Source organism: Algoriphagus halophilus, from assembly GCF_900129785.1.
In the GTDB taxonomy this organism is placed as follows: domain Bacteria; phylum Bacteroidota; class Bacteroidia; order Cytophagales; family Cyclobacteriaceae; genus Algoriphagus; species Algoriphagus halophilus.
In genome coordinates this window covers 2786666-2810976 of the sequence record NZ_FSRC01000001.1, presented here as the reverse complement: position 1 = coordinate 2810976, position 24311 = coordinate 2786666, and the positions used below count along the sequence as shown (strand labels likewise).

Annotated in this window: 21 protein-coding genes; 9 read left to right on the top strand and 12 right to left on the bottom strand. The window is 40.1% G+C overall.

Features of this window, described 5'->3' with window-relative positions; all coding sequences use genetic code 11:
- Positions 1-6: 6 nt before the first annotated feature.
- The gene (locus BUR11_RS11705) at positions 7-1407 is read right to left on the bottom strand and encodes a sigma-54-dependent transcriptional regulator (RefSeq protein WP_074224987.1); all 1401 of its coding nucleotides are present in this window, start codon (positions 1405-1407) and stop codon (positions 7-9) included.
- A gap of 88 nt (positions 1408-1495) precedes the next feature.
- Positions 1496-1816: a hypothetical protein gene (locus BUR11_RS11700; protein WP_143185922.1), complete on the bottom strand. Its 321-nt coding sequence runs from the start codon at positions 1814-1816 to the stop codon at positions 1496-1498.
- Positions 1817-2170: 354 nt separating this feature from the next.
- On the opposite strand from BUR11_RS11700, the gene BUR11_RS11695 reads away from it, so the two are divergent.
- The 6 genes from BUR11_RS11695 to BUR11_RS11670 all read left to right on the top strand — a co-directional run bounded on the left by BUR11_RS11695 (position 2171) and on the right by BUR11_RS11670 (position 9201).
- Entirely contained in the window at positions 2171-4054 is a 1884-nt protein-coding gene (locus BUR11_RS11695; RefSeq protein WP_074224986.1) for an amidophosphoribosyltransferase, read from the top strand.
- A gap of 117 nt (positions 4055-4171) precedes the next feature.
- Positions 4172-5224: a M42 family metallopeptidase gene (locus BUR11_RS11690; RefSeq protein ID WP_074224985.1), complete on the top strand. Its 1053-nt coding sequence runs from the start codon at positions 4172-4174 to the stop codon at positions 5222-5224.
- Between the two features lie 116 nt (positions 5225-5340).
- The gene (locus BUR11_RS11685; RefSeq protein WP_074224984.1) at positions 5341-6333 is read left to right on the top strand and encodes an App1 family protein; all 993 of its coding nucleotides are present in this window, start codon (positions 5341-5343) and stop codon (positions 6331-6333) included.
- Between the two features lie 11 nt (positions 6334-6344).
- A complete protein-coding gene (locus BUR11_RS11680; protein WP_074224983.1) occupies positions 6345-7250 on the top strand; it encodes a diacylglycerol/lipid kinase family protein in 906 nt (301 codons plus the stop codon).
- A 72-nt stretch (positions 7251-7322) separates the two neighbouring features.
- Positions 7323-8132, top strand: coding sequence for a 3-keto-disaccharide hydrolase (locus BUR11_RS11675; RefSeq protein WP_074225227.1), 810 nt, complete (start codon positions 7323-7325; stop codon positions 8130-8132).
- Positions 8133-8211: 79 nt separating this feature from the next.
- Positions 8212-9201: an SH3 domain-containing protein gene (locus tag BUR11_RS11670; protein ID WP_074224982.1), complete on the top strand. Its 990-nt coding sequence runs from the start codon at positions 8212-8214 to the stop codon at positions 9199-9201.
- A 115-nt stretch (positions 9202-9316) separates the two neighbouring features.
- Here BUR11_RS11670 and BUR11_RS11665 read toward each other — a convergent pair whose 3' ends face one another.
- From BUR11_RS11665 to BUR11_RS11645, 5 genes are all read right to left on the bottom strand, one after another.
- Positions 9317-11950, bottom strand: a complete 2634-nt coding sequence (locus BUR11_RS11665; RefSeq protein WP_074224981.1) for a valine--tRNA ligase — start codon at positions 11948-11950, stop codon at positions 9317-9319.
- Between the two features lie 148 nt (positions 11951-12098).
- A complete protein-coding gene (locus tag BUR11_RS11660) occupies positions 12099-12608 on the bottom strand; it encodes a GreA/GreB family elongation factor (RefSeq protein WP_074224980.1) in 510 nt (169 codons plus the stop codon).
- Positions 12609-12703: 95 nt separating this feature from the next.
- On the bottom strand, positions 12704-13162 hold the full coding sequence (locus BUR11_RS11655; RefSeq protein ID WP_074224979.1) for a MarR family winged helix-turn-helix transcriptional regulator: 459 nt from the start codon (positions 13160-13162) through the stop codon (positions 12704-12706).
- The gene (locus BUR11_RS11650) at positions 13155-13649 is read right to left on the bottom strand and encodes a glutathione peroxidase (protein WP_200800391.1); all 495 of its coding nucleotides are present in this window, start codon (positions 13647-13649) and stop codon (positions 13155-13157) included. Before BUR11_RS11650 ends, BUR11_RS11655 begins: the two co-directional genes overlap by 8 nt.
- A gap of 1 nt (position 13650) precedes the next feature.
- Positions 13651-14073, bottom strand: a complete 423-nt coding sequence (locus BUR11_RS11645) for a DoxX family protein (RefSeq protein WP_074224978.1) — start codon at positions 14071-14073, stop codon at positions 13651-13653.
- A 315-nt stretch (positions 14074-14388) separates the two neighbouring features.
- Between BUR11_RS11645 and fahA the strand changes: the two genes are divergently transcribed.
- Together fahA and BUR11_RS11630 are read left to right on the top strand one after the other, a co-directional pair.
- A complete protein-coding gene (gene fahA / locus BUR11_RS11635; RefSeq protein ID WP_200800390.1) occupies positions 14389-15657 on the top strand; it encodes a fumarylacetoacetase in 1269 nt (422 codons plus the stop codon).
- Positions 15658-15904: 247 nt separating this feature from the next.
- Positions 15905-17404, top strand: a complete 1500-nt coding sequence (locus tag BUR11_RS11630; protein ID WP_074224976.1) for a hypothetical protein — start codon at positions 15905-15907, stop codon at positions 17402-17404.
- Positions 17405-17514: 110 nt separating this feature from the next.
- Here BUR11_RS11630 and BUR11_RS11625 read toward each other — a convergent pair whose 3' ends face one another.
- Positions 17515-18432: a sugar phosphate isomerase/epimerase family protein gene (locus BUR11_RS11625; RefSeq protein ID WP_074224975.1), complete on the bottom strand. Its 918-nt coding sequence runs from the start codon at positions 18430-18432 to the stop codon at positions 17515-17517.
- Positions 18433-18588: 156 nt separating this feature from the next.
- Between BUR11_RS11625 and BUR11_RS11620 the strand changes: the two genes are divergently transcribed.
- Complete coding sequence (locus BUR11_RS11620) at positions 18589-19254, top strand: FAD-binding oxidoreductase (RefSeq protein ID WP_074224974.1); 666 nt, start codon at positions 18589-18591, stop codon at positions 19252-19254.
- Between the two features lie 5 nt (positions 19255-19259).
- Here BUR11_RS11620 and BUR11_RS11615 read toward each other — a convergent pair whose 3' ends face one another.
- The 4 genes from BUR11_RS11615 to BUR11_RS11600 form a co-directional block, all read right to left on the bottom strand.
- Positions 19260-20846, bottom strand: coding sequence for a serine hydrolase domain-containing protein (locus tag BUR11_RS11615; protein WP_074224973.1), 1587 nt, complete (start codon positions 20844-20846; stop codon positions 19260-19262).
- 64 nt (positions 20847-20910) lie between these two features.
- Positions 20911-22182, bottom strand: coding sequence for a cation:proton antiporter (locus BUR11_RS11610; protein WP_074224972.1), 1272 nt, complete (start codon positions 22180-22182; stop codon positions 20911-20913).
- A 105-nt stretch (positions 22183-22287) separates the two neighbouring features.
- The gene (locus tag BUR11_RS11605; RefSeq protein ID WP_074224971.1) at positions 22288-23532 is read right to left on the bottom strand and encodes a DUF4153 domain-containing protein; all 1245 of its coding nucleotides are present in this window, start codon (positions 23530-23532) and stop codon (positions 22288-22290) included.
- 48 nt (positions 23533-23580) lie between these two features.
- Positions 23581-24306 carry a hypothetical protein gene (locus tag BUR11_RS11600; protein ID WP_074224970.1) on the bottom strand — a complete coding sequence of 242 codons (726 nt, stop codon included), beginning with the start codon at positions 24304-24306 and terminating at the stop codon, positions 23581-23583.
- Positions 24307-24311 lie beyond the last annotated feature (5 nt).

Genomic DNA, 24311 nt, shown 5'->3' with positions numbered 1-24311 from the left:
TTCAGCTTAATCCAACCCATACTTTTCCATTTTACTATACAAGGTCTTACGATCCATGTTCAGGATTCTGGCGGTTTTGGATTTATTGAATTTCGTATCGTTGAGGACTTTTTGAATCAATTCCTTTTCCTGCTCGATCCATTTGGATTTATAATCTTTGGGTGAGGGTAAATCATTTCCCATGGAGGAGGCTCCACCCATCATGGAAGTGGAAGTTGATTGAAGTGATGGTTCATACAAGTCTGCAGGTAGCGCATCTTTTTCCACTAATCCTCCTGCAGTAAGCAACACAGCTCTTTTGATGATATTTCTTAATTCTCTTAAGTTTCCAGGCCAATCATAAGCTAAGAAAATCTCCCAAACTTCAGGAGTGAACCCACTGACAGATTTGTTGAGTCGGGCATTACTTTCTTCTAAGAATTGCTGAGAGAAATCCTCCAAATCTTCTTTTCTTCTTCTTAGAGGGATCGCTTGAAGTGTAAATTCATTCAGTCTATGATATAAGTCTTCTCTAAAATGTCCATCCCCGGATTGTAGAATCAGGTTGTCATTGGTTGCAGCAATAATTCGCACATCTATTTGGATTTCCTTATTGCCTCCGATTTTACGGATGGTTCTTTCTTGAATGGCACGTAATAACTGAATCTGAACTTCATAGCTTAAGTTTCCTATTTCATCCAGGAAGATGGTTCCTCCATTTGCAGACTCAAAATGTCCCGTTTTATGTTCTAAAGCCCCTGTAAAAGCACCTTTTACGTGGCCAAACAATTCACTTCCTGCAAGTTCTCTTGGTAAGGCTCCACAATCGATCGCGATGAAAGGTCCGTCTTTTCTGGTGGAAAGCTCATGAATTCTTCGAGAGACAAACTCTTTTCCTGTTCCAGTTTCACCCAATACCAATACGCTTAAATCGGTTGGAGCGACCAACTGGATGTGCTTTTCCAATTTTTCTGCCTCTGAGGAACTTCCTATAACATAGCTTCCCTTGGATACCTTTGGTTCCGAACTTTTTTGAGGAGTGGAGGAAGTTTTTGGGGCTTCGTTCCCCTTTACAGAAAGAGACTCTTTCACGGTTGCCAACAACTCATCTGGGTTGATTGGCTTGGTGATATATTCAAATGCACCAAGCTTCATGGCTTTGATGGCAATACGAATGTCTGAATAGTGGGTGATGAGAATGACCTGAGTCTGCGGGAATTTTGATTTGGTCCATTGGAGTAATTCCATACCTGTACCATCAGGTAATCGGAAATCAGCTATGATCAAATCAAAGCTATTGGAACTCATGATCTGTTGTGCATCCTTTACCTTGATGCAGGTTTGAACAGCGTACCCATTTTTCTCCAAAAAGGTTTTAACTATTCTTGAGTAAGTCAGGTCGTCTTCGACTAATAAGATCTGCTTCATGAAATCATTATCATTGAATAATGCGAAATTACGAAAAAAGCATCGAGCAAAGTGCACGATGCCTTTTTAATATAGGGAGATTGAACAACTAGCCTTTTATTTCATTTCCCTCTTGATCATATTTTTTGGTTACCTGTTCATCGGTTCCATCATCAAATTTGACCTCAAAGAGGAAGGTTCCATCGAGCTGGGTGAGTTGGAATGCTTTATCAATAGGCAAAGATTTGACCAAATCATCTTCAGCGATGGAATTTTTCACTGCCTTTGGCAATGATTCAGGTTCGATTTTCATTTTGTCTTGTCGGACAGAAACTGTATTTGGGTTTATTTTTTCCAGGGCAATTGGTGGAGAAGCCAATGCAACTCCAGTAAATAACATTACAGACACTAAAATCAGAGTTTTCATCATGTTATTTGGGTTAGTTAAATAATAGTTAACTAGTTGGAGTCCGGACTCCTTCATTCGTAATGACCATTATCGAACTGTATTTGCTAGTTGCGAAGGGTGTGCCAACCGCCTAAAATTCTCGTAAAGCAACTTTTTTGAGATAGATCAAAAATAATTTTGGGGAAAAGTCCCTCAGTTTGTTCCTAATGAACCAAAATATTCTCCTTGAATCGCGGCTATTTCTGCTTAATCGGCCTTTTGTAAGAAAAAGGGCTATTCACAAAATTTAAAATCATGAAATAGAACTTTTTTGAAGAAAAATTCTTTTAAAAACTAGTAACTTTGAATCATCAAAAATAACATTCGCCAGAATCCATGAGTGACGCCATCAAACACGAATGCGGCATAGCAATGATAAGGCTACGCAAACCTGTTCAATACTACATCGATAAGTACGGAACAGCAGCCTACGCAGCAAACAGGCTTTATGTCTTAATGCAAAAGCAAATAAATCGAGGCCAAGATGGCGCAGGTGTCGCCAATATCAAGATTGGCACGGACCCCGGAACTAGGTACATTAGTAGGTATCGTTCGATTGAGCCTTCAGCAGTCAATTATATTTTTGACAAAATCAATAAGAAGTACAAGAAAGCCAAGAAGTTAGGGGGGCATGATGCCTTAACCGATGCGGATTGGTTGAAAGAAAACATTGCCTTTACAGGTGAAGTTTGGTTGGGACATCTTCGTTATGGAACCCATGGCGAGAACAGCATTGAAACCTGCCATCCATTTTTAAAGCAAAATAACTGGAGAAGCCGTAACCTAGTGATGGCCGGTAACTTCAACATGACGAATGTGGAGGAGTTGTTTAGCAAACTAGTTCAGCTTGGACAGCACCCAAAAGAAAAGACGGATACAGTAACCGTAATGGAGAAAATTGGTCACTTCCTTGACGAGGAAAACCAACGAATCTTCGATAAATATAAGCACCAATATTCCAATGAGCAGATCACCCATGTGATTGAAAATGAATTGGACGTAGCTAGGATTTTAAGAAGGTCTTGTAGAGACTTTGACGGAGGATATACCATGGCAGGAATGATTGGAAATGGTTCCTCTTTTGTGGTTCGAGATCCCTCTGGAATTCGTCCTGCTTATTATTATGCGGATGAGGAAGTGGTAGTGGTAGCTTCTGAAAAGCCAGCGATCAAATCTGCTTTCAATATTGATTTTAATGCAATCCAAGAGATCAAACCAGGACATGCGTTAGTGATCAATAAAGACGGGTCTTATGCTGAATCTGAAATCCTTCCTGCTAGAGAAAAGAAATCATGTAGTTTTGAACGTATTTACTTCTCAAGAGGAACAGATCCGGCCATCTACCAAGAGCGGAAAGACCTGGGGAAAGCTTTGATTCCGCAGATCTTGAAAGCCATTGACTTCGACCTTAAAAATACCGTATTTTCCTACATCCCAAACACAGCTGAAACAGCCTTCTTGGGGATGATTGAAGGTTTAGAAGATTATCTGAGTGCCAAAAGACGTGAGGTGTTCCTGGAAGGAAAACCACATATGGGTGAGCTCGATGAATTGCTTAATTTCCGCCCAAGAGTGGAGAAATTGGTGAGTAAGGACGTGAAGTTGAGGACCTTCATTACCAATGACGATGATCGTGATACCATGGTGGCTAATGTTTACGATACTACTTTTGAGGTAGTAAAACCAGGCATTGACTCCTTAGTGGTGATTGATGATAGTATTGTAAGAGGTACTACCTTGGAGAAAAGTATTTTGACCACCTTGGATAAATTAAATCCAAAAAGAATCATCATCGTATCTTCAGCTCCTCAAATCAGATTCCCTGATTGTTACGGTATTGATATGTCTAGAATGAAGGAATTTATAGCGTTCAGAGCAGCATTGGCATTACTAAAAGAGAGAGGAATGGGATCTGTGTTGGATAGGGTACATGAATCTTGTTTAAATGATCCAAACTCTTATGAAAACTTTGTAAAGGATGTTTATAGCTCTTTTACAGATGAGGAGATTTCTGATAAAGTAGCCCAGATTGTGGCTGGAGATAATATCAAAGCTGAGGTAAAAGTGATTTTCCAAACGGTAGAGAACCTTCATAAGTGTATTCCAAAACATACCGGAGATTGGTATTTCACTGGAAATTATCCAACTACTGGGGGTACAAGAGTGGTAAATAGATCATTTGCCAACTATATGGAAGGTAAGACAGTAAGAGCTTATTAATTCATTAAAAGAATTGATAAAATATTGATAGGCACAGGGAATATTCCTTGTGCCTTTTTCTTTTATAATCTAAGCGATCAATAAATTAGTGTTTTAAAACAAAATAGATTTACCGAAATGGACATAAACGTATCCCTTTTAAAAGAAATTTGTGAAATCGCCGGCGCACCGGGTTTCGAAAAGCGAGTAAGAGACTTGGTAATAGCGTTGGTAACGCCCCTTTCCGATGAAGTAAAGGTAGATAACCTGGGAAATGTGATCGCCATCAAGAAAGGAAAAAGAAATCCAGATCAAAAAAAAGTGATGGTGGCTGCCCACATGGATGAGATTGGATTTATCGTGACGCATATCGATGACAATGGATTTTTAAGATTCCATACATTGGGTGGTTTTGATCCAAAAACCTTGACGGCACAGCGGGTGATCGTTCATGGAAAGGAAGATTTGGTAGGTGTTATGGGAAGTAAGCCAATTCATGTGATGTCCCAGGAGGAGAGAACCAAGCTTCCAAAAACGACAGATTTTTTCATTGACCTGGGGATGCCTAAATCAGAGGTGGAAAAAGTGATTTCAATTGGGGATCCTGTAACCAGAGATCGAGAATTAATTGAAATGGGTGATTGTGTGAATTGTAAATCCATTGATAATAGAGTAGCCGTATTTATCTTGATTGAAACCTTGAAAAAATTGGAAAATCCCGCCTATGATGTTTACGCTACTTTTACGGTGCAGGAAGAAGTGGGTATCCGGGGTGCCAATGTGGCCGCACATGGAATCAATCCTGATTTCGGGATCGCATTAGATACGACCATTGCGTTTGACGTACCGGGAGCTCAAGCTCATGAGAAAGTGACAGAGCTAGGAAAAGGAACCGCCATAAAAATCATGGATGCTTCTACAATTTGTGACTACAGAATGGTGGAGTTTATGAAGCAAACCGCTAACAAACAATCCATTACTTGGCAGCCTGAGATCTTAACTGCAGGAGGAACAGATACCGCTGGAGTTCAGCGAATGGGTAAACATGGGGCGATTGCAGGCGCCATCTCCATTCCTACTAGACACCTTCACCAAGTGATTGAAATGGCACATAAGCAAGACATAGCGGATTCTATTTCCTTGTTAACCGCCTGTTTGGAGCAAGTGGATCAGTACGATTGGAAGCATTAATAGACTAAACTTGATTGCAAGCCATTTCGAGAAATCGGGATGGCTTTTTTTTTGGCAAAATCCTTCAAACGTACGGATTTAGATTCTAAGGCCTCTTTTTTGCATTTATAGTAGGTATGAATTCAGTAAAAATCGTTCAGAAAGAGGTCAGCTCAAAGGATAAAGTAAAGGTGGAGCCTTTTCTTTCCTTTGGAAATGAGGATACTGTCTTTGTAAAGGGAAGGGTAATCACCTCCTATAAGCAAAAAAGACCCAATTCTAGAAATTCATGGCTGAAAAATATCATTGCCTCTATCAGGAGATATTCTGTCAAGTCTATACCCAATGCTCTGGTGGAGATTCATTTACATGATCAAAAATTTCAAGTCAGAACAGATGAGGAGGGGGTTTTTGAGAAGCAAATTGAGGTAAAAAATCCCTATTCTGTCGACAGATTGGAACATGTGAATTTTAAGGTTCTGGAACCTGAAGAAAAAATTAACTCCACATGGATTACTAGGGAAGTGAAGAGGTTTAGTGAACGGCAGGGGGTGATTTCAGATATTGATGACACTGTTTTGATTTCCCATTCCACAGATATTGGAAAGAAGTTTTGGCTTTCCATCTCTAAAAATGCCTATACAAGAAGACCCTTGCCAGGGGTGTCAGAGTTTTACAAAGAACTTACGCGTCACAAAGAGAATCCCATCTTTTACGTGTCCAGCAGTGATTGGTCGATTTATGATCTGATCCGGGATTTTATGCGATATCGACATATACCAATGGGGCCCACCTTATTGAAAGACAAACATCTAAATCTTAGGAATATTTGGAAGTCCGGTCATGGAAATCACGATCATAAAAAGGATAAGATTGAGTTTCTATTCAGATTTTTTCCTGGTATGCACTTCTTTTTGGTAGGCGACAGTGGTCAGGAAGATCCGGAAATCTACACTGAAATCATCAAGAAATTTCCAGGCAGGGTCACTGCTGTGTTTATACGACTAGTTGATGAGTTGGACCCTGAAAGAAAACAGAAACTTGAATCCCAAGTGTCTTTAGAAAACTATTTCTTTTTCAAAACTTCAAAAGAGGCCTTGGAATTAGCGAAGGAAAATCAATTTATTTAACAGAATATGTAATGAGAAAAGTATGTCTATTTGTTTTTAACCCCATTTCTGGTGAGAATGGTTTGACGGAAGAGGAATTGGTAGAAATGGTACAGGTTAAACTTCCCCAATATGATACCCATATTTTTGAGACTACAGGTCAGGGAGATGCAGAAAAAATCAAATTGGAATATGATCGTCTTCATCCAGACTTGGTATTAGTTGGAGGAGGAGATGGTACAGTAAAACTAGTTGCCATGGCATTACGGGAAATGAACACTACTCTGTGTATTGTCCCATTAGGGTCTGCCAACGGGCTTGCCAAGTGTATGGGCATTAACACCATAGAGGATGCATGGGAGGCAGTGAGAACTTTCCAGGTTCACCACATCGATGCGGTTCATATTAATGGAGAGCTATGCCTGCACTTAGCTGATTTTGGCTTTAATGCCAACTTGGTCAAAAAGTTTGAATCCACTGACGGTAGAGGAATGCTGGCCTATATTACCAGTTCGGTATCCGAGATTTTTTCTACAGAGCCTAAGGTATTTCGATTGAAGATCAACGGAGACACAAAGGAAGTTTCCGCAAAAATGCTTGTCATAGCCAATGGAGATCAATATGGAACAGGAGCTTTGATCAATTGCAAAGGGAAAATGGATGATGGGAAGTTTGAAATAATTGCTTTAAATCCGGAATCAGCCAAAGACTATATTCGTATGACCATGGCCATGTTTAAAGGAGACTTAGAGGAACAGGACTCCTCAAGAGTTTTTCGCTGTGAATCCTGTGTGATTGAAAATCCTGAGGATGTGGAGTTTCAAATTGATGGAGAATTAATGGGGAAACCTCAGTCTGTAGAGGCAGTGATAGAAAAGGAAGCTTTTCAATTTGTCACCTCAAAAAAATATGCTGCCTGCCAAAAAAAGCTTTCCTAAACCTATTATAAATTCTGGGCTATAGATTTTAGAAGATTTCCATATCTTCCACTTTCAATGACCAAAATCTTTATGATCAAGAATATTTTATGTTTTTCACTGTTGAGTTCAGTCCTTTTTTCATGTGCCCAAAACAAAGCTGAAGAAAGAGAGGAAATACAGAATAAAGCCAAGCCTGAATGGATTCAGATGTTCAATGGAAAAGACCTTGAAGGCTGGATTCCAAAGATTCAACATCATGAAACTGGGGAGAACTACGCCAATACTTTTAGAGTGGTAGATGGGGTGATTGAAGTGAATTATGATGATTATAAGGAAGGTTTTGATGATCGTTATGGTCATCTCTTTTACGAAAAGCCTTTTTCCTCCTTTCACATGACTTGGGAATACCGGTTTACTGACCAGTGGTTAGAGGATGCTGCAAGCTACACGTATAGAAACAGTGGAGTAATGTTCCACTCTCAAGCACCCTCGACAATCTTAAAAGAGCAGGATTGGCCCATTTCTGTAGAATGGCAGATGCTAGCAGAGGAAGAAGAAGGAGTGCCAAGACCCACTGGTAATATGTGTTCTCCAGGGACAGATGTATATTTTGAAGGAAAGAAAGATCCTAGACATTGCATCAATTCCACTTCACCAACTTTCAAATGGGATGAATGGGTCAGAGCAGACTTAATTGTCTTTGCGGATTCTTTGGTGATTCATTTGGTAAATGGAGACACAGTTTTACAATACACGAAGCCTCAAATAGGGGGAGGGACTGCCAATAGGTTTGATCCAAAAATGAAGGTAGATGGTCAACTACTTACCGAAGGATTTATTGGTTTACAAAGTGAAGGGCAAGGTGTGCTTTTTAGAGATTTGAGAATTAAAGGGCTTTAAAGATATTCTTGGATAGGGATTGGATTTTTCTGGTTAAATTAAATGGAAATCAAATTTTTAACATTTAACCAGAAGATTCATGGAATCAAAATATGGATTTTTAAAAATGAGTTTGCCGGAGTTCGTTGCTTGGATTCAAGAACAGCGGATTGCAAGGACTATTTTAACAGTACAGCAACATCATACCTGGAGTCCTAGCTATATTCATTTCAATGGGTCGAATCATTTCGAACGTCAATCAGCAATGAAAAACTATCATGTCCGAAACAATGGCTGGCAGGACATAGGGCAACATTTCACCAGTTTTCCGGATGGATCCATTGTGACAGGAAGATCATTGGAATTGACTCCTGCTTGCATCTATGGAGCAAATCGGGATTCTATTTGCATGGAGCATTTTGGGAATTTTGATAAGGGAGGAGATGAGATGACTCCCGAACAAAGAGAAACGGTAGTGGGAATGACTGCCGCGCTCTGTGATAAGTTTCGACTGCCATTGAATAGTTTCAGCATTATCTATCACCATTGGTTTGATTTGAATACTGGAAAGAGGAATAATGGGACAGGAAATAATAAGTCATGTCCTGGGAGCAATTTTTTTGGAGGAAATAAGATAGATGATTTCAATAGGAATTTCTTGCCTTTAGTATCCCAAAAGCTTCAGGGAAGACCGGCCCCTGCGCCTCCGGCGGCAATCCAGAAATATGTGGTGGTGACTGCAAACTTATTGAATGTTAGAGAAGCTCCCTCAGGTTCAGCTCCAAAGGCATCTGATAGAGGTGCTGCTCAGTTAGGATCCATTCTTCGGATTTATGATGAGTCCAATGGGTGGTTGAAAATCTCAAATAGTCAATCCCATTGGGTGTATGGTCAATATACGATTGAAGTAAAAAGAGCAACAGTAAATGCCAATGTATTACGGGTCAGAAGTGGACCAGGGACCAATTTTTCCATTGTAGATAACTTAATGGAATCAGAAGAAGTGTTTATCTCTGAGGAGGAAAATGGTTGGTGTAAAATCAGTTTAGAGGAAAAATGGCTGAGTAAAAACTATTTGAATTTTTCCTAAAAGGAGCAGGTGAAAGATCAGCTGTGGATTTTATGATCTTTCATTAAAATGTCAAAACCCAAAGTCTTCACTTCGGGTTTTGAATTATTGTTTTTATAATGAAGCCATTTTTGGTTTATCCTAATTTGGCTAAGCTGTCTTCCAAGGCCTTGATTTTAGCTTCGGCATCAGCTTGTTTTTTACGTTCCATTTCGATCACTTTCGCAGGAGCTCCAGATACAAATCGCTCATTACTTAGCTTTTTCATGACAGAATTCAGGAATCCTTTCGTGTAGTCAAGCTCTTTTTGGATGTTCGCTTTCTCCTCTTCTACATTGATGGAGTCTCCCATCGGCACGAAGCACTCATCTGATTTTACAACAAAGCTAATGGCATTGTCCACTTTCTCAGCAAAGCTTAATGAAGCCAAGTTGGCTAGCTTATTCAATACAGATTCAAATCGTTGATAAACACCTTGGTTTTTGGTGTTGATGGTCAATTCCAAGGCTTCTTTTGGAGACATTCCTTTGGAAGCTCGGAGATTTCTCACTTGTGAAACGACCTCAAAAATTTGATTTGCTTCCTGGATAATCTCCAGATCAAATGATTTTTCTTCAGGCCATGAAGCAAGAATCAATGATTCTTCCACTGTTCTATTCTTGATTTGATGCCAAAGTTCTTCAGAAATAAAAGGCATAAATGGATGAAGAATCTTCAGGATATCTTCGAACAAGGAAATGGTCTTGTCATAGGTTTCCTGATCAATTGGATGCTGGTATTCCGGTTTGATCATTTCAAGATACCAAGAGCAGAAATCTCCCCATACCAACTTATAGGTAGTCATCAAGGCATCCGAAATTCTGAATTTCTCAAAATGCTCATTGATCTCGCCCAAGGCTTGGTTGAAGCGGTTTTCAAACCATTGAATGCTAGAACGATTGGCCGATCCATCTAAATTAGGGTCGATTTCCCAACCTTTCACCAAACGGAAAGCATTCCAAATTTTATTGGCAAAGTTTCTCCCTTGTTCCACCAATTTGTCATCATATGGAAGGTCATTACCGGCAGGAGAAGAAAACAGCATCCCTGTTCTTACCCCATCGGCACCATTTTGTGCAATCAATTCCAATGGATCTGGTGAGTTCCCCAGAGATTTGGACATTTTTCGCCCCAATTTATCCCGTACAATTCCTGTGAGGTAAACGTTTTTAAATGGCTTTTCTCCCATGTACTCATATCCTGCAATGATCATTCTTGCTACCCAGAAAAATAGGATTTCCGGAGCAGTAACCAAGTCATTGGTTGGATAGTAGTATTTCAGGTCTTCATTCGGTTGTCCCGTTTTAAATACCTCTGTATCAAAAACAGAGATCGGCCATAACCAAGAGCTAAACCAAGTATCCAACACATCATCTTCCTGCTTAAGATCTTCTAGGCTGTACTTCTCTCCATATTGTTCGTTGGCAATCAGCAATGCTTCCTCTGCGGTTTTGGCAACTACGTATTCCCCATTAGGAAGGAAAAATGCAGGGATTCTATGTCCCCACCAAAGCTGACGGGAAATACACCAGTCACGAACATTCTCCATCCAAGAACGATACATGTTTTTGAATTTTGGAGGGTATAGCTTGATGACATCATCCATTACAGAGCTCAGCGCCGGTTTAGTGATTTCATCCATTTTCAAGAACCATTGCATAGAAAGCTTTGGTTCAATGACCGCATCTGTCCTTTCAGAATGACCTACATTGGATTTATAGTCTTCGATCTTATCCAGCTGATCGACTTCCTTCAGAAGTTTGCCTATCATCTTTCTGGCGATGAATCGATCTTCCCCTACTAGAATTTGGGCTTTCTCGTTGAGAGTGCCATCGTCATTCAGAATATCGATAACTTCCAGTTTGTGCTTGAGTCCTAGCTCATAATCATTGATGTCATGTGCTGGAGTTACTTTTAGGCATCCAGTTCCAAATTCCATGTCCACATATTCATCTTCGATAATTGGAATGGCACGATTGATCAAAGGAACAATGGCTTTCTTCCCTTTCAAATGAGTAAATCTTGTGTCATTTGGATTCACACAGATGGCTACATCAGCCATAATAGTTTCAGGACGTGTGGTAGCAATCGTCAAAAACTCATTTTCAGTACCTTCAATTTGGTACTTAATGTAATAGAGTTTGGATTGGATTTCTTTGGTGATTACTTCGTCATCAGACAAAGCAGTTTTACCTTGAGGATCCCAGTTAACCATACGTATCCCACGGTAGATTTTACCTTTTTTATGGAGGTCTACGAAAACTGTTAATACTGCATCGCTCAAACCTTCATCCATGGTAAAGGCAGTACGATCCCAATCGCAGGAAGCTCCTAGCTTTTTCAATTGCTCTAGAATGATACCTCCGTATTTTTCTTTCCATTCCCAAGCATGCTTCAAGAATTCCTCACGGGTAATTGATTTTTTATCTATCCCCTGTTCTTTGAGCATGTTTACTACTTTGGTTTCAGTAGCGATGGAGGCATGGTCAGTCCCTGGAACCCAGCAAGCATTTTTTCCTTGCATTCGGGCTCTTCGAATCAAAACATCCTGAATGGTATTATTCAACATATGCCCCATGTGCAAGACCCCTGTGACGTTGGGTGGAGGGATTACGATGGTGTAAGGCTCTTTATTCGGATCTACTTTCGAAGAAAAAAGCTTGTGCTCCATCCAGTAAGCATACCACTTGGCTTCTGCTGAGGCTGGATCGTATTTGCTGGCAATAGACATAGAAGGATAATTAATTGAGGGGCAAAAATAGGGAAAAAGCCAATTTTTGCGGCATGATTGGAGGATCAATTACAAGGCGGAGAAAAAAATAGCCTTTAATTTAGTGGTGAATTATACTTCCAAAAAACAATATGGAATAGTTCTTATTTCAATTAGGTGAATAGTGGATAGCCAAGATTTCAAAAACTCGATCTTCCTTTGCAAGTTTCAATACTGCTTGATCCCCAACTTTTTTACCGGTTAAAATCTTGGCAATAGGGGAGATAAAAGATATTTTGTTTTTGGAAATATCTGCTTCATCTACCCCTACAAGTTGATAAGTCATCTTTTTAGGGCTATTGTTCACTTTAAGGGTTACGGTGGCGCCAAACCGAATTTCATCCTGTGGTTGTTCACGTAGGTTTACCGGTTTTGCGGTAGCAATTCGTTCTTCAAGCAAATGAATTTTAGCATTGATGAAATTGGAAAGGACACGTTTTTCCTGTTCAGTGGTAGCCTGAAGTTTGGTTTTTTCTTCCAACAAAGCTTCCTTTTCGGAAAGTAATTCAGCCAATCCGTTTTGAGTCACGTAATTGGTAACCCCATTTGGAAGCTCCACTCTAGGCGGAACTAAGGGAGTTTCCTCCTGATCTTCTTCTTTTACAAAACCTCTGCTCATGTTGTGTTCTCAATTTCTTTCCTAAAGAAGGTATTGTGCCAGGATAAAGTTTCATTTTCCAGATATTCCGAATAAATCCTTTTCCTAGTACGATGCTATTCAGATACCTTTTTGTCTAAGACATTCAAAAGTTTGAACAAGGTTTTTTGAAAGGAAAAAATCTCTTCCTCGGAGATGGTATTGTCATGAAATGATTCCACAATCTTTTTGGGTACCTCTAGGGCTTTTTCCTTCAATTCCATTCCTGCTTGGGTCAATGAAATCATCACGGTACGTTCGTCCGTTTTGGAGCGTATTCGTTGGATAAGGTCTTTCTGTTCCAATCGCTTCAAAAGCGGGGTTAGGGTATTGGATTCTAGAAATAAACGTTCTCCAATGGACTTGACGCTTTGTTCCTGAAATTGCCATAAGGTGAGCATAACCAGGTATTGGGGATAAGTTATACCCAACTCCTCTAAGAATGGGGTATATATTTTGGTGGTCAGGCGAGACGCTGCATATAAAGGAAAGCAGAGCTGATTTTCCAAATACAGCTCTGGTGCTGGATTAGCCATGGTTTACTACTTTTTCAATGTCTTTTTCCATCTTTTTGGGAACGGTAATAGGGGCATATCGCTTGATAGGAACCCCATTTTGATCAATTAGAAATTTGGTGAAATTCCATTTGATTTTACTTCCCAAAAGTCCTCCGGATAGCTTTGATTTCAGAAATTTGTAAAGGGGATGGGCGTTGTTACCATTCACTTCGACCTTTTCAAACATCGGAAAACTCACGCCATAATTTACCTGGCAAAATTCCTGTATCTGCTCTGAGTTTCCCTTTTCTTGATTTCCGAACTGGTTACAGGGAAAACCTAAAACGACCAAGCCTTGATCTTTGTATTTTTGATATAGCTCCTCCAGTCCTTCATATTGGGGGGTCAGACCGCATTGACTGGCAGTATTGACGATGAGGAGTGTTTTGCCTTGATATTCTTTAAGACTGATTTTTTTTCCGGCAAGTGTATTCGCCTCAAAATCATATACAGTTTTCAATTTCATGCTATTTTTTATTTCTGTTGATTAAATATTTCAATGCTCCGGTTGACCATAATGCCCATAAAATCAAAACAGGCTGAAAAAACAGGCGGATCAATCGTTTTTGATCGGTGTCTAAACCAAATGCGCTGATTTCATTGGTGTACTGAGAAATATTGCCCGGGAATATCAATACGTAAAATATCGCCAGGGCGATTCCAACTTTGATTTGATGTTTCCAAAGAAATACCATAGCCAAGCCAAAGGCGATTTCTACCACTCCTGAAGAGACCACTACAAAATCCATGAATTCAGGACTGTCAGGCAACCATCTTGGGACCTGGGCTTGAAATTCATCCCGTTGGAAGGTAAGGTGGCCAATTCCCGCCAGGGTCATAAACCCGCCAAGAATGACGCGCATTATTTTCTGAAACAAGTTTGTTTTCATTAGTCGCTAAAGATTAAATCGTGTACGATTCAAATATAGTATAAATTTATTTCTTATAAAATTATTCCAAAGGGCATATAGGTTATTTGGAATTCCTTCATGATCTGGGATATAAAATTTAATGAGCTCCTAGAGACGTTCTGGATTAGGTTTTCGTAAAAGCTGGCTTGAATTAAAATTCTTTTCAACTTATGTAAAACAAAGAATGTCAGTTGGAAGTTTGCACGGGGTAGCCTAGTAATATCAAGCCAAAAATTTAATTCCTTTTCATTTCCTATATAAACCCTAAATTTGCCCCTTGAAAGATTTTTAATCATGAGCGACATTAAGAGTAACACCTTGAGTACCTGGGTGGAAGTTCCCAAAAATTCCGATTTTACTATTTATAACCTTCCTTTTGGGGTGTTCAAAAACAAAAGATTGAGCCCCAGGACTGGAATTGCTATAGGCGACAAAATTGTTGACCTAAGCGTATTGGACCAAGAAGGGTTTTTTTCGGACCTATTTCTTCCAGAGGGTATTTTCATAAATGAGGCTTTGAATGATTTGATTTCTCTAGGTAAGGTTCAAACCAAAAAGATTAGAGAGCGAGTTCAGGATTTACTTTTAGTGGACAATGAAAAGCTAAGAGATCATTCGGTAAGAGGGAAGGTGATGGTCAACCGCAAGGAAGCAGAAATGCTATTACCTGTCAAAATCGGTGATTATACAGATTTTTATAGCAGTATGGAGCATGCAACCAATGTTGGTAAAATGTTCCGGGATCCTGAAAATGCCTTATTGCCCAATTGGAAACACTTGCCGGTTGGCTATCATGGTAGAGCATCGAGTATCATTCCATCTGGGGTGCCTATTCACCGTCCCAAAGGTCAATTCAAATCTCCGGATATGGATTCGCCAGGATTTGCTCCATCTAAAAAAATGGATTTTGAACTGGAACTTGCATTTATCACAGGGAAGTCCACTAGATTGGGGGATTCGGTAAGCACTGCAGATGCAGAAGATTACATTTTTGGATTTACCTTATTCAATGATTGGTCTGCCCGTGACATCCAGGCTTGGGAATATGTGCCTTTAGGACCATTTCTTGGAAAGAGCTTTGCCTCATCCATGTCACCTTGGGTCGTAACCTTAGAGGCTTTGGAATATTTTAGAGTGGAAAACCCCATTCAAGACCCCGAAGTATTGCCTTATTTAAAGTGTGATTCTGCACATAGTTTTGATATTAATTTGGAGGTTTTGATTCAGCCAGAAGGAAAAAAAGCCACCAAGGTTTGTCAGTCCAATTTCAAATCCATGTACTGGAATGTAGCGCAGCAATTGGCTCACCATACCGTCAATGGTTGTAATATCAATGTAGGGGATTTGATGGCTTCTGGAACAATTTCGGGAACTACGGAGGATTCTTTTGGGTCCTTATTGGAACTGTCTTGGAATGGCAAAAAAACTTTGAAATTGGATACGGGAGAAGAAAGAACATTCCTGGAAGATGGGGATACTGTCATCATGAAAGGGTATGCAGAAAAGGACGGTATTCGAGTAGGTTTTGGAGAGGTGAAATCCCAATTATTGCCAGCAAAGTAATTTAAACTTTATATAATTATATTAAGGCTTCTGATAGTTATATCAGGAGCCTTTTTGTTTGATATTATTATTTTTTTTTGATCAATTATTATTAATTTATAAATACTTGAAATTCAGCTACTTGCTGAATGTTTGATTTCATTATGAAATCGGTTCCCGCAAAGGGATTGTAGCCAAAATGCGCTCATTTTTAGGCTAGAGCGCATAAAAAAACACTTTTATTACATTTTTATAACCCTTAAAAACCATGGCAAAACTTAGAAACTTTTCCATCACTACCCCCTTGCTTTTTGCGTTTCCGTTGAAAAGCACCTGGGCCAACAGCCCGATCAATTTAGGAGCTCCCATCAACTCAGGAGGATGGGAAAATGCTGGATCCTTAAAATTTTCAAGAGGATACATCATGGCAAAAAATGACGCCAATTTCCTGTATTTAGCGATTGACGTATTGGAAGATACCGGAAATGATCCTGGTACTAACGATTACTTCTGGCTTTCTTTTGATTACAATCGAGACCGGGCCATCACCAGCAACGTAGACGTCAATTACGCTTTGTATAAAAACCAACCCAATAAACTAGCGATCCAAAAGTACTTGGGGCCCGGTTCATGGACCGGGATTTCTGTTCCACCTAAGTCTGAAGTAGTGCAGGAGTTTGCTCCAAGTCCCAACTCAGAGGTGAGCCATAGAATATGGAAATTCAAAATTGAGTTGAAAGAAATCAATGTTTCTCTTTCTTGGCCATTGAGTACTCCCTATACATATTTTGGTTTTAGGGTACGATCCAGCAATCCAGGTTTTATCACTGATTTTCCAGGAGGATTTTACAAGGATTTCACCAAACTCAGGCAGCTGATCTTATCCAGAAAACCAACGATCCCCTCAGCTGATTTGGGGCCTTTAGTGGGAAGTGTTGGACTTATTCCTACTACTAAAATTGATGTTTTGGGAAGGGCTACTACTGATCCGGGGTATTATGTACATGTAGAAAATGCAGCGTTTGGAGGAACACTGAATTTGATAGGAAATAGAACCAAACTGCAGCAATTATACGCTGCGGGAAATCGGAAATATAAGGTTGAAATAGACCCGCCAGGAGGATCCTACACGAAATTGATCAGTAATTGGTCCAACTACCGATGGACGGGAAGTACCTACGCTTTGCAATCTTTTGCTCCTTCTGCCTATGGTTACTATCAACTGCCCAACCCGGCCATTGATTACTCCATAGATGATTTATTGATTCAGTTTCCGACGACCGCCTTATTGCCGGGTTTGTATAAAATCAGGGTTACATTTTATATAGGAAGTAGCTATACCTCGGTTGCTGCGCAACAAGAGTTAAGACTTTATATCGATAACCATGTCCCTGCAACGAATATTGAAAGTATCAAACATGGCAGCAGTGAAGTTTCAGCTTGTGCCATTGAATCCATTGGTGCAGCTCCTGATGGGCTTAATTTCAGGATTACGGCCAATGACCCTGAGGGTAATTTGAGAGGAGTCAGCTTCTATGCAACCTACGGTGCAGGCTTGTCCACGTCCATTTATTCAGAGGGATATTCCTTGTCTAAAGGGAATTGGACTGGATTTACGAACAAATTGGTTCCCGCATCCGGGAATTGGAGACCGCCCCAATCCTGTGCTTACAGCTTTATCTTAGTAGCTACGGCAAGGACCACGAACGGATATTCCTACATAGGGAAAAATACGATTCACAGGAATTTAACACTCCTGCTGAGTTAAATGATGAATTAAAACCAAGACCAGTCTGAGTGGATCTAGATTGGTCTTTGGAAAATAAAAAGCGGAACTTCTTTTTTAAGAAGTTCCGCTTTAATTTGAGGTGGAAAAGGTTATTTAAACCCGATTTCCTTCAATCCATCATGGCTGATTTGAATGGCTTCCATTGGGTCTAATCCGAAAGTTTGATCTTGTTCCACAAGATAGAATTCCATCCCTGACTGATCTTTTTCCGCCAAAATTCTGGCAAAATCTATACTTCCCGTATTTACTGGAGCGAAGTTTCCCTCTTGGTTCATGTCTTTTACATGCCAAGCTTTAAATCTTCCAGGGTATTTTTCAAAATAGGTCAAAGGGTCAACTCCCGCTTTGGTCACCCAGAAAAGGTCCATCTGGAAATTCACAAATTCAGGATTGCACTTTTCTAAAAGCAAGTCCTCGATGATGGTTCCATCGTCCATGGCTTTGAACTCAAAATCATGATTATGGTATAGTAGATTGATACCAGCCTGATTGCATTTTTCACCCAAGGTATTCATGATATTAACTAGCTCATCAGGTGTACCTTTCATTCCCATGGATCTGGTTTCTGGGTTAAATGTAAACATGCCCATTGGAGGGACGGGGATTACAAAATATTCGATTCCTGCGGCTTTCACGTCAGCGATCAACTGATCAGCATTCTCCATGTTGACCATGCCCATGTGCGCACTTTTTGCGGTCATTCCTAGAGATTCTAAATAGGATTTGAATTCAGAAGGAGTCATTCCGTAAAATTTACCATCTGCATAGTTTGCAGCTTCCACGTAGGCATATCCTGCGTCAGCTACAGCCTGTAAAGTGGCCTTTGGGTTGCTTGCCATGGAATCACGGACCGTGTAAAGTGCTAAACCACCAAAGCTAGAAGGTTCAGCGACAACAGCTTCCATGGTTTCTGTAGAATCTTCTGTGCTGGTTTTTGAACTACAAGAGGTAAATCCTATGGCTACAAGAAAAACCAAGGATAAGGTTAAATTGAAATGTTTTTTCATAAGGGTTGTTTTTAATCCCGACAAGATAGCCAAATCAAATAATTTTTAGGCAAAAGAATCAGTTTTGGGAAAATGGTGAATTTAAGAAAAGGTGGGATTTGCCAAACAAAACTGAGTTTAATCGTTTGTATAAGTACAACCAACTTTAATTTAACTATGTCAACCATTGTAAAAATACTGGATATCCAAACTTTGACTCATGATGTGAAACAATATACTTTGGAGAAGCCAGAAGGATATACGTTCATTCCTGGGCAGGCTACTGAACTGGCAATCAATAAAGAGGAATGGAAGGATGAGCTACGACCCTTTACTTTTACTTCACTTCCCGAGGAGGATCATTTGGAGTTTGTAATTAAATCTTATGCAGATCATGATGGAGTCACCAACCAATTGGACCGTCTGGTCAAAGGAGATGAACTTGTGTTAAATGATTCTTGGGGAGCTATCCAATATAATGGAACAGGTGTGTTTATAGCCGGAGGTGCAGGGATTACTCCTTTTATAGCCATTATTAAAGACTTAAAGAAGAACGGAAATCTTGCAGGGAATCGCCTTTTCTTTGCTAATAAAACCAAAGAAGATGTGATTTTGGAGGGCTATTTCAAGGATACCCTTGGAAGCAATTTTATTTCAATACTTGAAAAGGAAACGGTTTCAGGTCATGAGCATGGTCGAATTGGCGCCGACTTCCTGAAAAATCATGTACAAGATTTTTCTCAGCACTTTTATGTTTGCGGACCAGATCCTATGGTCAAAGCAATCAGTGAAACGCTGGAACAGCTAGGTGCAAAACCGGATGCCATTACCTTTGAAAAATAAAGGTTTTAATCCTCCTCTTTTTCTATAAACGCAAACAACAATTGCTGCACTTTGGGGTCATTCTCCGGAGTAAGGGTAAATAGGATGGCGACATCTCCATTTTCGCCTTTGAGTCTAAAAATGCCTCTTAATTGATTTTGAGGTTCAATTTCCGTGACCTCAAGGATTTTTCCCGCTTTATCGAGAGCGTTGGAGATTTCGCTTACTCGATGTTCCCTGTTTTCATCCAAAAAGAAGTTCTCTGCAAAAATATCAGCTTTTAGGGCGTCTTCGCCTTGCTGGAACGTTTCGGCAACTTGAGTTTTTCTTGTTGCTAAGATGGATGAAACAGGCAATACTCGAGGACTTAATTCCAATTCATCAAATAGCATTTGCTGGATCTTTTGCAAAGGCCAAGGAGTGGTGTAGGTCAAATTGCAGAATGCCATGATACCAATTCCGTATTCAGGGTAAAAAACATAATTGCTTCCAAATCCCGGAAGGGCTCCTCCGTGTGACACCCATTTTTGATGGTCACAATTTTGATAAATGCCCAAGCCGAAACCATATCCTGAGACGATTGCGCATGGTTCTCCATTATAGTTTTTGGCATTTGAATTCAACCTTGGAAATTGGGGTGTTTGCATTTCTCGAAGCGAACTCCTTTTCAACGGTTCCCTTTCATTTTCATTTCGAGGAGGCCAGGCAGAAAGATGAAAACTTACATACTTGCTAAAATCCTCTATGGAGGTAATTAATCCCCCCATGGATCCAAAAGCTCCATCATGCAGCATGGGTTCTAATTTCCACTCTTCATCTTCCCATCGATAGCCTATAGCCAGCTGATCTGATGGAACATCGTCAATTTCCCAATACGTGTGCGTCATGCCCAAGGGGGCAAGGATTTCCTCCTGAATGTATTGTTGATAGGGTTTTCCTGAAACTTGAGAGACAATATATCCAAGCATGGCATAACCGGTATTGCTGTATTCATATTGGTAAGAAGGCACATTAGAGAAAGAAATTCCATTTTGGATCAGGTCCAATAACATTTGGTTGGGTTCATCCAATTGGCGGTCTCCCCAGGGATTGTCTTCAGGGAAGCCTGCCGTCATCGTTAATAAATTCTCAATATCAATTTCAGGGGCATCCTGCGTCAAATAGGTAGTTTGATCCATTTCTGGGATATACATGACCACCGGGTCATTTAAATTAAGTTTTCCTTCATCCCGAAGTTTAAGAATGGCCATCGCAGTAAAGCTTTTCGTCATGGAAGCTATTCGAAATGCAGCGCTTGTACTGGCAGGTTGTTGTTTTTCCAGATCCAAAAATCCTACTGCTGAGGAAAGAACCAATTCATCGTCTACCACAATTCCATAAGCAATTCCAGGGATATGATTCTCCTTGGCATATTCATCCATGATTACCTGAAGCTTTTCCGCTAGTGTTTTGATTTTTTCAGCCCGTTGGTCATTGATAAAATCTGGCTTTTTGTAATCCAATGAAAAGGCATGCTCAATCGGAGAATCGGGAACTTGCGCTTCTTTGGTAGGCGCATTGCAAGCTGAAATCAAAAAGAGTAGTACCAAGGGGACAAATAGAGAGTTTTTCATGGAATTAAGAATTGGATACTAAAAGATAAAGGTTCGAAGCTAGAAGCCAACAATTACAGCTAGACTAATCTTGGCTTGTGGGGGAACCGGAAGTGCCATTCTTTGCTAGGACTTTTTTGACCAATGGACCTATCGTTAGGCCCTGTCCTATAATGGAAAATACCACAATGACATAGGTGACTGTGAGAAAGAGTTCACGCTCCATTTGTGTTTCCAGGGAAAGTGCCAAAGCGATGGATATTCCACCCCTGATTCCTCCCCATGTCATCAGTAAATTGGTTTTGGGGATGAAATCTAACTTCTTTTCAAAGATGGCAACAGGCCCGGCCAACGATAAAAACCGGGCAATTAAGGCAATTGGAATGGCGAGCAACCCATAGATTAAATATTCCTCTTTGGCAGAAATAATTAGCAGTTCTAAGCCTATCAAGACGAATAAAATGGCGTTTAGCAGTACATCGATGAGCTCCCAGAATTTGTCTACATAATTTTGCGTAGTCACTGACCAGGCAATTTTTGGAGATTTATTCCCTATAAAGATCCCCGCCACGACCACTGCCAAGGGTCCTGATACATGAAGCAAATGTGCCAAACCAGACAGCCCCATCACCAATGCCAGGGTGATGATTACCTCTGTTTCATAGTGATCTATTACTCTCATCACTTGGAAAGTGAGCCAGCCTGTGACTAACCCTAAGGTAATTCCACCCACTACTTCTTCCAGAAAGAGTAGCCCGACTTCGCTGGCTGAGACAGCATCAATCCCTTGCTGTGCAATTTTGAAGATCACTAAAAACACGACTACCCCCACCCCGTCATTGAACAAAGATTCTCCCACGATTTTAACCTCAAGTTTTTTAGGAGCGTTGGCATCTTTTAGGATTCCCAAAACCGCAATGGGGTCCGTTGGAGAGATTAATGCGCCGAATAATAGGCAATAGATATAGGAAATTTCATGTCCAAATACCTGAAAAACAAAATACATCATGGAGCCTACCAGAAAGGTAGACAGGACGACTCCAATGGTGGCAAAGGCAGCAATTGGAGCTTTTAAGGTTTTCAAAGCATCGAGTTTCGTATGTAAGGCACCAGCAAATAATAGAAAGCTTAGCATGATGTCCAGTAATGCAGTTTCAAAATCGATGGACTGGATCAGCAACTCTGCTTCATCTATAAAAAAGGGATTGATTTTACCTAAAGCCGTAATACCTATCGTAAAGGCGATGGCAATAATCATCAAACCAATAGTGAAGGGTAATTTCAAAAACTTGGTGTTGATAAAAGCAAATACTGCCGATAAAACAATGAGAATGGTGATAATGGTAAAAATGCTCATAAAATCCTGATTTAGGTATCAGGAAATTACAAGCATTTTTTGAAAAGGTAATGAGAAATGCCTCAAAAGAGCGAGTGAGGCTTTGGTTGGTTATCTTTTTAAAGCTTACATAAATCCAAAAACCAATGGGAAAACAAATACGACGATGCTAGCCCATATAAAGTAAATAGGGACGTATTTAGCCACAGTCATTCCAATATCTTCAAGAATTACTTTTTGGCGAAGGACTTTACTGAGTTGGTAAGTGACCAGTACCAGGTGCACTAGGATAAGCAAGTTGGCAGCCAAGACAGCCAATCTATTCGGGGTGAAACCCCATTCCGAGATTCTAAACGTAATTGCTGACAGGGCGATTCCATTGACTAAAATCGTGACACAAGAAAGTAGAAATAGTACCCAAATGTTGAAGGAGGTTTTCTCATTGTTGGATGTTTCCGCAATGGAAAAGAATATCAAGGCCATGACTCCAATCAGTAATAGGTTGAAGATTAACAAAAACTCCCGGTCATTGTAAGGATCCTTTCCTGAGTAAACGATGGCCAAAAGGTAAATCACGAGCATGATCAAAACAGCAGGACTGAACAGTTTAGCTACGATAGGAGTGACTTTGTTGACCAATTGAGGGTTGGACTGGGTGAGAAAAGTGGCCACGACAGGAAGGGCAGGGAGCCCAAAAACGACTAAGTACTTTTCAAAAATAGGTTCTATGTTGATACCGATCAGTTCGAACAGTCCAAAAGTCATACCCATCAAGAGGGCTCCAGCAATTCCTAGTACGGCACATAATACTATCCCCTCCCCATTGAACTTAAAGAATTCCAATCGTGATTGGAGACTTTTGAATTTATTTCCGACAAAAGAGAACCCAAGTAAAAACCAAAGTAGAAGTGGTAAATGGATACATGCCAAAATCAAGGTGTCGCTTTCCGGGTGATTGGGAAGAAGGTTAATATAAATAATGCAAAAACTGAATATTCCAGCTAAGAAACCTACGGTTTGTCTGGAAAGTTGATTTTTCCATGCAAAATAGGCAGTTAATACAGGGAAGATGATGAAACCTAGATTTCTCGGGTAGAAGAAATCAGGTGAGACTGAAATGATATCAGGTAGTTTGGCAACCAGCCCTGCCACTAGGCAAGCAATGGCTATGTAAAGGATTTCATTTTTTTGTCCCCAAGAAATAGCATTGCCTTGGTAGTTTAGTCTGGCATTCCAAAATTCAGTTGCGGAACTTTCTTCCATTTTTGGAGATAGTTTGAGGAATGACTCCCTGAATAGTGACTTGTTTGACCGATAGAGTTTCTCTAAGGAAACCGGGTCATTTAGGTGGGTTAAAATCTCTTGTTCCATGGTGTGATGTTTTTGGCTATAGGGTAGGAGATAGGTGTCATAAAAGGATTAATTTTTTGAATTTTCATATGTTTCTAAGCAAGTATCTAGTGGACTTCCATTGGTATGGATGCATTCGCAAAAAGCAAATCCAGCGGTTTCATTTTTTGACCCGATAAATTGCTTTTTGCATGATTCCAGGGAGTTTTGAGGCATTACCTCATGACCGAATCGCGTGAATAGGACGAAGAAAACCATTGTTAAAAGAACTCCACCAAAAAAGAGAAATGGAAACCTAAGGCTGTATTTTTCTGGTTTTGAAAAGCTTACCTTTTTTGAGAAGCGATTAAATGGTATGATAAACCTTAGCTTGTCATAATGCCATGTAAGGATGTAAAGGTTCGCTAGAACCATCAGTGGTGAAGTAATATAAGAACCTATAAATCTCACTGCATAGGATAAGATCCAAATATTAAAAATGATAGGCAGGTATAATAATGCCCCCATTAAAACTGTGCTAGGGATGAGTAAAAGAATTCCAGCAGTTACTTGAGCATAGCCAATAAATGTATAATAGTAGCCAGTATGGTGAAGAGCTTCCAAATAGGCCCCCATCGGGTGAATCTCAGATAAACCACTGGCAAATCGTTCGCCTAGAATTTTTACCATTCCTGCTACGATAAAGGCATATGCCAATAGAATTCGGCAAAAAAGCTGGAAAAGCCAATGCCACCGGTTTTGCTTGATTTGGAGATAGTACTTTTCCAAAGCGTTATTGGGAGTGAATTCAATCATATCTT

What these genes read in the sequence shown, in the direction of transcription:
- BUR11_RS11655 (WP_074224979.1), bottom strand. Translation starts at nt 13,162, where the DNA reads ATGGCTAATCCAGCACCAGAGCTGTATTTGGAAAATCAGCTCTGCTTT.
- BUR11_RS11665 (WP_074224981.1), bottom strand. Translation starts at nt 11,950, where the DNA reads ATGTCTATTGCCAGCAAATACGATCCAGCCTCAGCAGAAGCCAAGTGG.
- BUR11_RS11630 (WP_074224976.1), top strand. Translation starts at nt 15,905, where the DNA reads ATGGCAAAACTTAGAAACTTTTCCATCACTACCCCCTTGCTTTTTGCG.
- BUR11_RS11685 (WP_074224984.1), top strand. Translation starts at nt 5,341, where the DNA reads ATGAATTCAGTAAAAATCGTTCAGAAAGAGGTCAGCTCAAAGGATAAA.
- BUR11_RS11625 (WP_074224975.1), bottom strand. Translation starts at nt 18,432, where the DNA reads ATGAAAAAACATTTCAATTTAACCTTATCCTTGGTTTTTCTTGTAGCC.
- BUR11_RS11610 (WP_074224972.1), bottom strand. Translation starts at nt 22,182, where the DNA reads ATGAGCATTTTTACCATTATCACCATTCTCATTGTTTTATCGGCAGTA.
- BUR11_RS11660 (WP_074224980.1), bottom strand. Translation starts at nt 12,608, where the DNA reads ATGAGCAGAGGTTTTGTAAAAGAAGAAGATCAGGAGGAAACTCCCTTA.
- BUR11_RS11600 (WP_074224970.1), bottom strand. Translation starts at nt 24,306, where the DNA reads ATGATTGAATTCACTCCCAATAACGCTTTGGAAAAGTACTATCTCCAA.
- BUR11_RS11680 (WP_074224983.1), top strand. Translation starts at nt 6,345, where the DNA reads ATGAGAAAAGTATGTCTATTTGTTTTTAACCCCATTTCTGGTGAGAAT.
- BUR11_RS11605 (WP_074224971.1), bottom strand. Translation starts at nt 23,532, where the DNA reads ATGGAACAAGAGATTTTAACCCACCTAAATGACCCGGTTTCCTTAGAG.
- BUR11_RS11700 (WP_143185922.1), bottom strand. Translation starts at nt 1,816, where the DNA reads ATGATGAAAACTCTGATTTTAGTGTCTGTAATGTTATTTACTGGAGTT.
- BUR11_RS11650 (WP_200800391.1), bottom strand. Translation starts at nt 13,649, where the DNA reads ATGAAATTGAAAACTGTATATGATTTTGAGGCGAATACACTTGCCGGA.
- BUR11_RS11620 (WP_074224974.1), top strand. Translation starts at nt 18,589, where the DNA reads ATGTCAACCATTGTAAAAATACTGGATATCCAAACTTTGACTCATGAT.
- BUR11_RS11705 (WP_074224987.1), bottom strand. Translation starts at nt 1,407, where the DNA reads ATGAAGCAGATCTTATTAGTCGAAGACGACCTGACTTACTCAAGAATA.
- BUR11_RS11670 (WP_074224982.1), top strand. Translation starts at nt 8,212, where the DNA reads ATGGAATCAAAATATGGATTTTTAAAAATGAGTTTGCCGGAGTTCGTT.
- BUR11_RS11675 (WP_074225227.1), top strand. Translation starts at nt 7,323, where the DNA reads ATGATCAAGAATATTTTATGTTTTTCACTGTTGAGTTCAGTCCTTTTT.
- fahA (WP_200800390.1), top strand. Translation starts at nt 14,389, where the DNA reads ATGAGCGACATTAAGAGTAACACCTTGAGTACCTGGGTGGAAGTTCCC.
- BUR11_RS11690 (WP_074224985.1), top strand. Translation starts at nt 4,172, where the DNA reads ATGGACATAAACGTATCCCTTTTAAAAGAAATTTGTGAAATCGCCGGC.
- BUR11_RS11695 (WP_074224986.1), top strand. Translation starts at nt 2,171, where the DNA reads ATGAGTGACGCCATCAAACACGAATGCGGCATAGCAATGATAAGGCTA.
- BUR11_RS11645 (WP_074224978.1), bottom strand. Translation starts at nt 14,073, where the DNA reads ATGAAAACAAACTTGTTTCAGAAAATAATGCGCGTCATTCTTGGCGGG.
- BUR11_RS11615 (WP_074224973.1), bottom strand. Translation starts at nt 20,846, where the DNA reads ATGAAAAACTCTCTATTTGTCCCCTTGGTACTACTCTTTTTGATTTCA.